Source organism: Paraclostridium dentum (assembly GCF_048568265.1).
GTDB classification, from domain to species: domain Bacteria; phylum Bacillota; class Clostridia; order Peptostreptococcales; family Peptostreptococcaceae; genus Paraclostridium; species Paraclostridium dentum.
On the sequence record NZ_CP183813.1, the window covers coordinates 1,511,020 to 1,524,017 of the forward strand.

Annotated in this window: 14 protein-coding genes; 5 read left to right on the plus strand and 9 right to left on the minus strand. The window is 28.9% G+C overall.

What is annotated here, in order from left to right; translation table 11 throughout:
• Positions 1 to 287: 287 nt before the first annotated feature.
• The 4 genes from ACN6I1_RS06710 (at position 288) to ACN6I1_RS06725 (ending at position 5,722) form a co-directional block, all read left to right on the plus strand.
• Complete coding sequence (locus ACN6I1_RS06710; protein WP_419743212.1) at positions 288 to 1,760, plus strand: 4-hydroxyphenylacetate 3-hydroxylase family protein; 1,473 nt, start codon at positions 288 to 290, stop codon at positions 1,758 to 1,760.
• A 37-nt stretch (positions 1,761 to 1,797) separates the two neighbouring features.
• The gene (locus tag ACN6I1_RS06715; protein ID WP_419743213.1) at positions 1,798 to 3,129 is read left to right on the plus strand and encodes an acetyl-CoA hydrolase/transferase family protein; all 1,332 of its coding nucleotides are present in this window, start codon (positions 1,798 to 1,800) and stop codon (positions 3,127 to 3,129) included.
• Positions 3,130 to 3,193: 64 nt separating this feature from the next.
• On the plus strand, positions 3,194 to 4,588 hold the full coding sequence (locus ACN6I1_RS06720; protein WP_419743214.1) for an aldehyde dehydrogenase family protein: 1,395 nt from the start codon (positions 3,194 to 3,196) through the stop codon (positions 4,586 to 4,588).
• A gap of 12 nt (positions 4,589 to 4,600) precedes the next feature.
• On the plus strand, positions 4,601 to 5,722 hold the full coding sequence (locus ACN6I1_RS06725; RefSeq protein ID WP_419743215.1) for a 4-hydroxybutyrate dehydrogenase: 1,122 nt from the start codon (positions 4,601 to 4,603) through the stop codon (positions 5,720 to 5,722).
• A gap of 749 nt (positions 5,723 to 6,471) precedes the next feature.
• Here the strand turns inward: ACN6I1_RS06725 and ACN6I1_RS06730 are convergent.
• The 8 genes from ACN6I1_RS06730 to ACN6I1_RS06765 form a co-directional block, all read right to left on the minus strand.
• Positions 6,472 to 6,660 carry a small, acid-soluble spore protein, H family gene (locus ACN6I1_RS06730; RefSeq protein WP_195946241.1) on the minus strand — a complete coding sequence of 63 codons (189 nt, stop codon included), beginning with the start codon at positions 6,658 to 6,660 and terminating at the stop codon, positions 6,472 to 6,474.
• Positions 6,661 to 6,758: 98 nt separating this feature from the next.
• Entirely contained in the window at positions 6,759 to 7,019 is a 261-nt protein-coding gene (locus ACN6I1_RS06735) for a stage V sporulation protein S (RefSeq protein WP_046824075.1), read from the minus strand.
• 205 nt (positions 7,020 to 7,224) lie between these two features.
• Positions 7,225 to 8,151, minus strand: coding sequence for an acetyl-CoA carboxylase carboxyltransferase subunit alpha (locus ACN6I1_RS06740; RefSeq protein ID WP_419743296.1), 927 nt, complete (start codon positions 8,149 to 8,151; stop codon positions 7,225 to 7,227).
• Positions 8,152 to 8,155: 4 nt separating this feature from the next.
• Positions 8,156 to 9,052: an acetyl-CoA carboxylase, carboxyltransferase subunit beta gene (accD, locus tag ACN6I1_RS06745; RefSeq protein WP_419743216.1), complete on the minus strand. Its 897-nt coding sequence runs from the start codon at positions 9,050 to 9,052 to the stop codon at positions 8,156 to 8,158.
• 18 nt (positions 9,053 to 9,070) lie between these two features.
• A complete protein-coding gene (gene accC, locus ACN6I1_RS06750) occupies positions 9,071 to 10,426 on the minus strand; it encodes an acetyl-CoA carboxylase biotin carboxylase subunit (protein WP_419743217.1) in 1,356 nt (451 codons plus the stop codon).
• A gap of 13 nt (positions 10,427 to 10,439) precedes the next feature.
• Complete coding sequence (gene accB / locus ACN6I1_RS06755) at positions 10,440 to 10,913, minus strand: acetyl-CoA carboxylase biotin carboxyl carrier protein (protein ID WP_419743218.1); 474 nt, start codon at positions 10,911 to 10,913, stop codon at positions 10,440 to 10,442.
• Between the two features lie 101 nt (positions 10,914 to 11,014).
• A complete protein-coding gene (locus tag ACN6I1_RS06760; RefSeq protein ID WP_419743219.1) occupies positions 11,015 to 11,584 on the minus strand; it encodes a hypothetical protein in 570 nt (189 codons plus the stop codon).
• Positions 11,585 to 11,663: 79 nt separating this feature from the next.
• Positions 11,664 to 11,867, minus strand: coding sequence for a hypothetical protein (locus tag ACN6I1_RS06765; protein ID WP_419743220.1), 204 nt, complete (start codon positions 11,865 to 11,867; stop codon positions 11,664 to 11,666).
• A 188-nt stretch (positions 11,868 to 12,055) separates the two neighbouring features.
• Between ACN6I1_RS06765 and ACN6I1_RS06770 the strand changes: the two genes are divergently transcribed.
• On the plus strand, positions 12,056 to 12,319 hold the full coding sequence (locus tag ACN6I1_RS06770; protein ID WP_021431236.1) for a hypothetical protein: 264 nt from the start codon (positions 12,056 to 12,058) through the stop codon (positions 12,317 to 12,319).
• Positions 12,320 to 12,329: 10 nt separating this feature from the next.
• On the opposite strand, the gene trmB is transcribed toward ACN6I1_RS06770, so the two are convergent.
• Entirely contained in the window at positions 12,330 to 12,971 is a 642-nt protein-coding gene (gene trmB, locus ACN6I1_RS06775) for a tRNA (guanosine(46)-N7)-methyltransferase TrmB (RefSeq protein ID WP_419743221.1), read from the minus strand.
• Positions 12,972 to 12,998 lie beyond the last annotated feature (27 nt).

The window sequence follows — 12,998 nt, forward strand, 5'->3', positions numbered from 1 at the left end:
TCAATTCAAGCCTATCACGCCAATAATTACAATTCAAATAATTCATTACAATTTCGTTATTTTTTTCACGCTAAATAAGTATTCGTAGAGTTATAATACCCACAATTTAAATTTGTTTAAATAATACATTTTTATATTTTCACAACACTTCTTTAATAATCTCGTTTTATAAATACTTTTATCATAATAACTTTAATCTTTTAGAGGGACAGTATGTAAAGCCTAGGTATAAAGTAAGTGAAATGAAATAGTGTTTCCAAAATATACACTATATAGGGGGTATTTTTATGTCATTAATGACAAAAGATCAATACATAGCAAGTCTTAGAAACTTAAATCAAAAGGTTTATTTATTTGGGGAATTAGTAGAAAATCCAGTTGACAATCCTATAATTCGTCCATCGCTTAATTCTGTAGCAATGACTTATGAACTAGCTCAAGATCCACAATATGAAGATATAATGACAGCTGTTTCTCACCTTACAGGTAAAAGGGTAAATAGATTCTGTCATATTCATCAAAGTACCGAAGATTTAATTAACAAAGTTAAAATGCAACGTTTATGTGGACAAAAAACAGGTTCATGCTTTCAACGTTGTGTTGGAATGGATGCATTTAATGCAGTTTACAGTACAACATTTGAAATAGATGAGACTCACAAAACTAATTATCATGAAAATTTCAAAAAGTATATGATATATATTCAAGAAAATGACTTAGTAGTAGATGGTGCAATGACAGATCCAAAAGGAGATAGGGGATTAGCTCCAAATAAACAAACTGATCCCGATTTATTCTTAAGAGTAGTTGAAAGAAGAGAAGACGGAGTTGTAGTAAGAGGTGCTAAGGCTCACCAAACTGGTATGGTTAATTCCCATGAAATCCTAGTTATGCCAACTATGACTATGGGGCCTGATGACAAAGACTGGGCAATATCCTTTGCTTTACCAACTGATACTGATGGAATATTTAGTATATATGGACGCCAATCTTGTGACACTAGAAAACTTGAGGAAGGTGCAGATATAGATATTGGTAACTCAACATTTGGTGGTCATGAAACGCTAACTATTTTTGAAGATGTGTTTGTTCCAAATGAAAGAATATTTTTAAATGGTGAAGTTGAGTTTTCTGGTATTTTAGTAGAAAGATTTGCAGGATATCATAGACAAAGTTATGGAGGTTGTAAAGTTGGTGTTGGAGATGTACTTATTGGAGCATCAGCATTAGCAGCTGATTATAATGGAGCCGGTAAAGCTTCACATATAAAAGATAAGCTTATTGAAATGACTCATTTAAATGAAACGCTATACAGTTGCGGAATTGCTTGTTCTTGTGAAGGATGTAAAACAAAATCAGGAAATTACCAAATAGATATGTTGCTTGCGAACGTTTGTAAGCAAAATATAACAAGAATGCCATATGAAATTGCTAGACTAGCAGAAGATATTGCTGGCGGACTTATGGTGACGATGCCTTCTGAAAAAGATTTTAAAGATCCTAAAATAGGTCCTTATATTGACAAGTATTTAAAAGGAGTTGATCAGATTCCTACTGAAGATAGAATGAGAATTTTAAGACTTATAGAAAATATTACTTTAGGAACTGCTGCTGTTGGATATAGAACTGAATCTATGCATGGTGCAGGTTCACCTCAGGCTCAAAGAATTATGATTTCAAGACAAAGCAATATAAATGAGAAAAAAGAGCTAGCTAAAAATATAGCTAATATAAAAGCATTAGCTAAGGCAGAGAACTAATAGTACTATAAGATCCTAGAATTCAAGGGGTGAAATAATGAACTGGAAGGCTTTATATAAAGAAAAATTAATATCAGCAGAGAGTGCTGCAAAAAAAATAAAAAATAACAGTAGAATTGTTACTGGCCATGCAGCAGGAGAACCAAAGAAAGTTATAGAGGCAATGGTTAACGAAAGTGAAAGGTATTCTGATGTAGAAATAGTTCATATGATTGGTATGGGTCCTGGTGAGTATGTGAAAAAGAATAAAGAGTTCAACTTTAAACACAACTCTTTATTTGTAGGAGCATCAACTAGAGAAGCGGTATTAGAAGGAAGAGCAGAATTTACTCCTTGTCATTTTTCTGAAGTTCCAAGACTTTTTAAAGAAGAATACCTAAAGGTAGATGTAGCTATCATTCAAGTTTCACCACCAGATAGAAATGGATACTGTAGCTTTGGGGTATCTAATGATTATACTAAATCAGCATCTGAGTGTGCAGAAATTGTAATAGCAGAGATTAATCCTAAAATGCCAAGGACATTAGGCGATTCTTTTATACATATAAAGGATATTGACTATATAGTAGAAGTTGATTATGACATTATAGAGCTTAAACCTTCTAAAATAGGAGAAATAGAAAAAGCGATAGGAGAAAACTGTGCATCACTTATAGATGATGGAGCGACACTTCAATTGGGAATAGGTGCTATCCCAGATGCTGTCCTTCTATTTTTAAAGGATAAAAAAGATTTAGGCATTCATTCTGAAATGATATCAGATGGAGTAGTTGAGTTAGTTGATGCAGGAGTAATTACAAATAGAAAAAAAACTCTCCATAAAAATAAAATGATAGTAACTTTTTTAATGGGTACACAAAAACTATACGACTTTGTCAATGATAATCCAATGATAGAGACATTTCCAGTAGATTATGTAAACGACCCTGTTATAATAAGTAAAAATGATAATATGGTGTCAATAAATTCTTGTATTCAAATAGATTTAATGGGGCAAATAGCTTCAGAATCTATTGGACTTAAACAGTTTAGCGGTGTTGGAGGCCAAGTTGATTTTATAAGGGGATCTAATATGTCCAAAGGTGGAAAATCAATAATTGCTATACCTTCCACTGCATCAAGAGGAACAGTGTCAAGAATAGTTCCATTCTTAGACAATGGAGCAGCAGTAACTACATCTAGAAATGATGTTCATTATGTAGCTACAGAATATGGGGTAGCAGAGCTTAGAGGGAAATCTTTAAAAGACAGAGCAAGGGAGCTTATATATATAGCTCATCCTAACTTTAGAGATAATCTTATAGAAGAATGGGAAAAGAGATTCAATAGTAAATTTGATAATTTAAAATATTACAAAGCTTATAATTAGTTTTAAATTTCAAGTTAAATAGGAATTGAATAAATATATTTTATCCTAGTATGGAGGGGTTTATATGGATACAAAATCATATATCGATGAATTAGTAAGTAACTCAAGGATAGCACAAAGTAAATATGAAAAATTTACTCAAGAACAAGTGAATGAAATAGTAAGAGAAATTGGGAAAGTTGTATATGATAGAGCAGAAGAATTAGCTAAAATGGCAGTTGAAGAAACAAGAATGGGAGTTTTTGAGGATAAAGTTGCTAAAAATAAAGGAAAATCAAAAGTTATTTGGAATAATTTGAAAGATAAAAAATCAATAGGAATATTAGAAGAAGATAAGAAAAATGCAATTATTAAAGTTGCTAAGCCTAAGGGGGTAATTGGTGCTATAACACCATGCACAAATCCTATAGTTACTCCAATGTGCAATGCTATGTTTGCATTAAAAGGAGGAAACTCTATTATTATTTCGCCTCATCCAAGATCAAAAAAATGTAGCAAATATATAGTAGACTTGTTTAATGAGTCTATTGCAAAATTTGGAGCACCAGAAAATTTAATTCAAATTATAGAGGAACCATCTATTGATTTAAGTTTAGAACTTATGAAATCTGCTGATGTAGTAGTAGCTACTGGTGGTATGGGTATGGTTAAATCAGCTTATAGTAGCGGAAAACCGGCTTATGGAGTAGGTGCTGGAAATGTACAATGTATAATAGATAGAAACACGGATATAAAAGAAGCCGTAACCAAAATAGTTACTGGAAGAACTTTTGATAATGGCATTATATGCTCTGGAGAACAAAGTGCAATAATACCTAAAGAAATATATGAAAAAACTATAGAAGAATTTAAGAAAAACGGAGCTTTCTATGTATCAGATGAAAAAACTATAGAAAAATTCGCAAATGTAATTTTTATAGATGGAAAGATTAATGGAAAAATAGTTGGTCAAAGTGTTCAATTTATTGCTAACTTAGCAGGTGTAGATATTCCAAAGGATACTAAGGTAATTATATTAAAAGCAAGAGGTAAGGGATTTGAAGATGTATTATGTAAAGAAAAAATGTGCCCAGTAATGATTTCATTTGAATATGACCATTTTAATGAAGCGGTAGAAATAGCTCAATCTAATTTAAATTTAGAAGGAAAGGGACATTCTTGTGCTATTCACTCAAATAATAAAGAACATATTAAATATGCTGCAGCTAATTTAACAGTAAGTAGACTTGTTGTAAATCAACCGTCATCAACTTCGGCTGGAGGAACTTTATATAATGGATTTGCTCCAACTACTACACTAGGCTGTGGTTCATGGGGTAATAACAGTATTTCTGAAAACTTAGATTATAAACATTTAATTAATGTATCAAGAGTAGGTTTTTATAATACAAAAGTAAAAGCTCCAACAGATGAAGAAATCTGGAGAAATAAAGAAGCATTGGCAAAATCTTTAAATTAAGGAGGAGTTCTAATGAAAATGATAGAATTAAAGCCTCAAATTTTTAAGTTTAACACTTGTAAAGCTTTTATTGAGGAATTTAAAGTAGGCAATGGAGATTTAATATTCACAAATAAATTTTTGTATGATTTTTTCTTAAAAGATTTTAAAATTGACAGTGAATATATTTTTCAAGAAGATTATAACTTAAAAGAACCTTCAGATGATATAATTGATAAAATAGTTAAATATATAGAACCTAAAAATATTAAAAGAGTCATAGCAATCGGAGGAGGTTCTATTATTGACATATCAAAAATATTAGCCCTTAAAAACGTTGATTGTTCTTGTGCTCTTTTTGAAAAAAGAGTTCCTGCAATAAAAGACAAAGAACTTATAATAGTACCTACTACTTGCGGTACAGGTAGTGAGGTTACTAACGTATCAATTGCAGAAATAAAGAGTAAAGAAACAAAAATGGGTCTTGCTGTACCAGAGTTATATCCAGATTATGCAGTACTTATTCCAGAGCTTGTGAAGGAATTACCTTATGATTTCTTTATGTATAGTTCAATAGATGCTTTAATCCATGCTATAGAAGCTTATGTTTCTCCAAATGCAAATAACTTCACAGAAATGTTTAGCATTGAGGCAATTAAAATTATAATAGATGGATACAAAAAGATTATTGAAAAGGGTAAAGAATATAGAAAAGAAATAATAGAAGACTTTTTAATAGCTAGTAACTATGCAGGAATTGCATTTGGAAACGCAGGAGTTGGAGCAGTTCATGCACTTTCATATCCACTAGGTGGGAAATATCATGTACCTCATGGCGAGGCTAATTATCAATTTTTTATAGAAGTATTTAGATACTATAATACTAAAAATCCTACTGGTAAAATCAAAAATTTAAATCAATTAATATCAGAGCTTTTAGGAATTGCGTCTGATGTAGATGTCTATGAAGCTTTAGAAGGTATGTTAAGCAATTTAATTGCAAAAAAACATTTATATGAATATGGTATGAAAGAACAGGAAATAGATTTATTTGCACAAAGTGTAATTGAAACTCAACAAAGACTTTTAAATAATAACTACGTTGATATGAATGTTCAAGATATAACTAATATTTATAGAAATTTATATAAATAAGCATAGAAACTCCAATAAATTGTTTATTATTAAGATAAACATATTTATTGGAGTTATTTTTAATTCAAATTACACATAAATGCCAATTTTAAAATTAAAATAGCTATTTAATAACTTTGTAAACATAAGAAGCTTAGTGAAGCATAGTTTGCATCAAATAACCATTGATAAGCTCTGTAAAAGCGCATAAATCAGTTTGAATTGCTAAAATGTAAAAACTCAAACAATAATTAGGCTTAGCATGGACAAAGGGTTAAAATCTAATGTTAATTGTCATATGAGTACAAACTATAGTTAAATATAAAATATAGTTTGTAAATTTAAATTATATTATAAGACTAATTAAAAAAAATTTCAAAAATTAATATTAATACAGATTTCAAAAAAATATAAGATATAAAACAAACAAAAAGAGAAGAAATGAATGAAAAAAATTAAACTTATACAAATTTAGTTAAAAATGCTAAAATACATATTTATATGAGTAAATATATTAATATAATACTAACTATACCCTAAATATACATTTAAAGGATAGTTATGTATTAAGAAATGGACTACTCTTCATATATGTATATATAATTAATGCAATTTCACATATATACATATATGGTAATTTTATAATAAGTATATATACATATTATATTAGTTCCTATATACGTTTATATTATATAGGCATGATTGTACTACAAATCCATGATAAAAAAACGTCATTTTAAGTTTAAATTAGCTTAAAATGACGTTTTTTATTATTTTTCGTTTTCATGTAATGATTCTAAATCAACTTCAAATTTTGAATCATCATTTAAAGCTTGTACATACGCTGTACCAATGTTATTGTCAACACTAACTAATTTTACTGGTTTATTGTAATAATAAAGTGTAATATTATTGTTTTCATTACTGTTGCATATCTCTGCTGCTCTTCTAAGTTGCATAATACACCTCCTTATATTTCTTAACTTATATTTTCCTAATATATATATCTTATTCAAAATAAAAGAGACTATTTTCATAGTCTCTAAATTTCTAAAATTTATCTTGGATTTACGACAAGCTTAATAGCTGTTCTTTCTTCTCCGTCTATATTGACATCAGTAAATGATGGAACACACACTAGATCTATACCACTTGGTGCAACAAATCCTCTTGCTACAGCAACAGCTTTAATAGCTTGGTTTAAAGCTCCTGCTCCAATAGCTTGAATTTCAGCACTTCCATTTTCTCTTATAACTCCAGCTAGAGCACCTGCTACAGAATTTGGATTAGATTTTGATGAAACTTTTAATACATCCATTTCAACATCCCCCTCTTATGTTTCTTTGTAGAATATTATTAAATTGTATAGTATCCTATTTAACTACAAATTCTATAAAAAAAATAAAACTCCTTTATTTTAATATTAAAATTAATATTATATTGATATAACTAAGCTTCATAGATTATTTACATATTCTAAGTAGAGATACTTCCATAAAAGTAAAAAGTCTATTAAGGTTTACTTAATAGACTCCTATGTTTCTAAACTTTCCGTATCTATGATTTACTATTTCATCTTTAGAAAAATCTTTATAAAAGCTTAATCTGTTTATTATATAATCTTTAATATCGTTTGATACAGCTTCTAAGTCACTATGAGCTGTACCAGGTGGTTCTTCTATAATATGATCTATTATTCCTAAGTCTTTTAAATCTGAACTCGTAAGTTTCATTATTTCACTAGCATCTTTAGATTTAGACGCATCTTTAAATAAAATACTTGATAGTCCTTCAGGGGAAATAACTGAATAAACTGAGTTTTGAAGCATTGCTATCTCATTTGAGACACCTATTCCAAGTGCTCCTCCACTCCCCCCTTCTCCTATAACAATAGAGAGTATAGGTACTTTAAGTGAACTCATTTCAAGTAAATTTTTTGCAATAGCTTCTCCTTGACCACGTTCCTCAGCTTCTATGCCACAAAATGCGCCTGGAGTGTCTATAAAAGTAATTATTGGTCTATTAAACTTTTCGGCTTGTTTCATAAGTCTTAGAGCTTTTCTATATCCTTCTGGATGAGGCATTCCAAAATTTCTTTTTATTTGTTCATTTATATCTTTTCCCTTTTGATGACCAATTAACGTAACTTCAAAGTCGCCTATTTTTCCGATTCCTCCAATTATTGATGGATCATCTTTGTAAAGTCTATCTCCATGTAGTTCTATGAATAAAGAACATATGTTCTTTATGTAATTTTCGGCATTAGGTCTCTTTATATCTCTACTTATAGAAACCTTATCCCATGCAGATAAATCTTTAGGACTAGTAGTTTCAATGTTTTTAAGCTTAATTTCTAGTTTTTCTATTTCGCAACTTAAGTCTATATTGCTTTGATTTGATAGTTGTTTTAATTGTTTTATGCTTTCTTTTATTTTATTTATATCTTCCATCGAACTAGTGTTCTGTATATGCAATTAAATCACCTTCTTTACAATAATCATAACCATGTAAGCTTAATAAGTTAAATAAAGTATCTCTCATCTGGTCTCTATTAACTATAAGGTCTACAAAACCATGTTCTAATAAAAACTCAGACGTTTGAAACCCTTTAGGTAAATCTTGTTTAATAGTTTGTTTTATAACCCTTGGACCAGCAAAAGCAATCAAAGCATTAGGTTCTGCTATAATTATATCCCCTAGAGTTGCAAAACTAGCAGTAACTCCCCCTGTAGTAGGATTAGTAAGTATAGATATATATAAAAGTCCTGCATCTGATAACTTAGACAGTGCTTGAGATGTTTTTGCCATTTGCATAAGAGAAACCATACCTTCTTGCATTCTAGCTCCTCCAGATGCACAACAAATTAACACAGGGAGTTTATTATCAATAGCATACTCTATAGATTGAGTAATTTTTTCTCCAACTATTGCTCCCATACTTCCCATCATGAATTTAGGATTCATTACACATAAAACGATTTCTACACCATGTATAAGCCCTTTACCTGTTATAACAGCTTCTTTTTCGTTTGTAGCATTTTTATACTTTGATATCTTAGTTTCATAGTCAGGGAAGTTTAATATGTTTTTAAATTCTAAATCATAATCAAATTCTTCAAAACTATTTTTATCTAATAACAATTTAATTCTTTTTCTAGCAGAAAAATCATAGTGTTTATTACACTTTGGACATATATTTAAATTTTCTTCAATATCTTTTCTAAATACTTGGCTTTTACAAGTTTCACAATAAATCCAAAACTTATCATCTACACTATTTTCTTTAAAATTCTGATTTAAATGAACAACTGCATAGTTTTGACCTTTTCTATTTAAGAACTTCTTAATCATAATCAAAATCTCCTTAACTTAAGCGTTTAAGCTTTTTATAAAACTAGTTTCTATAAATTTAGTATGATGAGTATTATCCATAAACTCATTAGAATTTATAAGTTGTTTTTGAAAATCTATATTAGTAGTAACTCCTTCTATGATTATCTCATCTAAAGCTCTATTCATTCTACGTATACATTCTTCTCTACTGTCAGCTATGCAAATTAACTTCCCTAACATAGAATCATATATAGGTGGTACTGTATATCCAGGATATATAAATGTATCAAATCTTACTCCGAATCCTCCTGGTATATGAATAGACTCAATCTTTCCTGGACATGGTCTAAAATCATTATCAGAGTCTTCCGCATTTATTCTACACTCAATGGCATGACCTTTAAATTTAATCTCATTTTGTTTAAATGGTATTTCTTTTCCACTAGCAATAAGCAGCTGTAAGTTTATAAGGTCTATACCTGTTATCATTTCTGTTACAGGATGTTCAACTTGTATTCTTGTGTTCATCTCAATAAAATAAAAATTCTTGTCTTTATCTACAATAAATTCTATAGTACCGGCTCCGATATAATCTACACCTTTAGTTATTTTTACAGCTGTATCATATAATTTTTTTCTTTGATTATCGTCTAGATAAAAACTTAAAGATTCTTCTACAAGCTTTTGGTTTCTTCTTTGCATAGAACAATCTCTATCTCCAAGATGTATTGCATTATTGAAACTATCCCCAAATACTTGAACTTCTATATGTCTTGGATTTTCAATATATTTTTCCATATATAAAGAACTGTCTCCAAATGAAGATAGCGCTTCTGCTTTTGCTATATCAAATAAAGAATCAAACTCACTTTCATTGTAAATTATTCGCATACCCTTACCGCCACCTCCACTAGAGGCTTTTATCATAACGGGGTATCCAATAGTTTTAGCTAATTTTTTAGCTTCTTCTCTATCTTCTAAAATTGATTTCGATCCAGGCACAACTGGAACGTCTAAATTAATCATAGTCTCACGTGCTTTTGATTTATTCCCCATTAGCTCTATTTGATTAGGTGTAGGCCCAACAAAGATTATATTGTTATCAATACATGCTTTAGCAAATTTAGCATTTTCTGATAAAAATCCAAATCCTGGGTGTATAGCATCACAATTCATTTTTTTTGCTAAGTATATTATATTATCGATGTTGTTGTAACTTTTACTTATATTATTAGGTCCTATACATATAGACTCATCAGCTAAGTATCTGTGTAAACTTTCTTTATCTATTTCAGAGTATATAGCAACTGTTTCTATGTTTAGTTCCTTGCATGTACGAATTATTCTAACTGCTATATCGCCTCTATTTGCAATTAATAATCTTTTAATCATAAACTGCCTCCTATTAAATTGTTTTTATTTTAAATATAGCCTGATTATATTCTACTAAATCTTCGTTAGATACTAATATCTCAACTACTTCACCATTTACATCACTATTTATTTCATTCATAAGTTTCATAGCTTCAATTATACAAAGAGTATCTCCTTTTGAAACTTTATCTCCTACTTTTACAAAAGTACTTGATTCCGGACCTGATGCTTCATAATAAGTCCCCATTATAGGAGCTTTAATTACATGGATATTGTCATTACTAACTTCTAAATCAACAGAGGCCTCTTCTTTATTGTCTTCATCATATGCGCTACTTACTTCCGTCAGTTTAAGCTCCTCTTTTTTGTTTTCTACTGTTTTTGTATTTACGGGAATTTCACCTTTAGATACTTCTAAAATAAAGTTCTCATCTTTTAAGTTTACATATGTCAAATTAGTTTTATCTATAGTCAATAATAATTCTTTTATCTCGTTTACTTTCATAATTACCTCCTTGTATTATTACCTGGTACTAACATTATATCACAAAAAATGGTTTTGCAAAGTAAAAAGTGCTACTTTTATAAAAAGTAGCACTTTTATTTTTATTCAATTCTTTGTTCTACACTTTCTAACTCTTGAATAGTAAGACCTGTAATTTCACAGATGAATTTTTTATCGGCTCCTTTTAATAGGAGTTCCACAGCCATATCTATTTTAGTTTTCATAAGATTTTTATTAGCTTCTTCATTTTTCACAATTGTTTTTTTATTTTCTATTACTTGAACTGCTTGAGAAACTTTTGTATTTAGATCTTTTCTGTTACCTATGAAATTTGAATAATATTTAAATAAGATAAATATAGCTGGAATAATAAAAAATAATTTAGACCCTATAAATCCAATTAAAGTTGTTAGTATAACTATAGTCTTATTTATATCTGGTAAATTTTCATTTTTTGAGAAAGATTCAAAAATCCCTAAGAATATTATGGCTATACATAAAGGAATCAATGTATAACTTGCCAAAAGCCCTCCTAAGCCTATTGAATCTATATTGTGAAGAATATTGCCATAAACTGCCATGTCCCCGTTTAAATAAGCACACATGCAAGCTATCAGGCCTATAATTCCACCGAGTGATTGTGTATACCAATTGAAAAAAGATTTGTCCATAATCATTCCCCCGTAATTTAATAATATCCCTATATAAGATATTATTCACTTAATATTATTTGTATTAACTAAATTTTATTTACCTTAAGGTTTTTAAGGCATCTTCTAGAAACGTTGTATCGTTATTTCCTTTTTCCTTTTCTATATCTATAAGCTTCTTAGTTAAATTTTGAGCATTATTTAAGTTATTATTATCTATAGATTCGAAAATTTGTTTTAAAATGAAGTAAGATTCCTCGTCAACAGTGTTAGAATTAAACTTGTTATAATAATATATACACATAATACTCTCCTTTTAATAATTTTTTTATATTTATATTATACTTATAATTTTGATATAAAATTCTAAGTTTTTAAAATTATTTTCATTATATTTAAAATCATCTTGTTAAAATTAATTCTTTTGTGTATACTTTTTGTATGTTTATTTATTAAATTATTATTTATAATCGAGGAAAAGGGAGTCTAACTATGTTAAATACTATTGAGATTATACTTAAAATTTTATTTTTCATTTTGTCTTTTGTATGGGCTGGAAAGATTATGATTTTAAGAAGTGATAAGCAAATAGTTATAAATCCATTACTTATTTCTATATCAGCGATTTTAGCTTTACTACCCGATGCAATATTTGGAATTAACCTTCAATTTGTTAATATAACATTATATTTCATATACGTAGTTATAATTTTATTCGGACTTTATTGTATGAAAAGAAAAAATGGAGTTTTTTAACTCCATTTTTTTATCGTTTAATACCTTCAACTCTATATATTTTCATGCCATAAGACATAAACTTATCTTCATATTCAGTTGTTACATTACCTTCAAATTCACTATTAGCTAAATCTAAAGTTATATTTTTAAGTTTTAGATCAGCTTCTGAAAACTCATTTAAACTAAATTCGAATAGTTTTTCATTATCTGTTTTAAAGTGAATTTCACCGTTTGCATTTAATATAGTTTTATAATTTTCTAAAAATCCTCTATATGTTAATCTTCTTTTGTTCCATCTTTTTTTAGGCCATGGATCACAAAAGTTTACATAAACTCTAGAAAGTTCATTTTCATCGAAATAAGTTAAGATGTTATTTACATCTCCCCATACAAACTTTATGTTAGTTAAGTTGTTTTCAACAGCCTTCTCAACTGCTTTTAATAAAACCTCTTCTTTTATTTCCATAGCTATATAATTGATCTCTGGGTTTTGTTTTGCTAAAGTTGTTATAAATTGACCTCTTCCTGTACCAAATTCAACGTGTATAGGGTTTGGATTTTCAAACTTTTCATTCCACTTTCCTTTGAAGTTTATATCTTCACCTTTTATAACATATTCTTCAAAACTTAATAATCTAATGTCGGCGCCTTTTTTCTTACGTCTTCTCATGATTTACTCCTATTTTATTTATTCAAA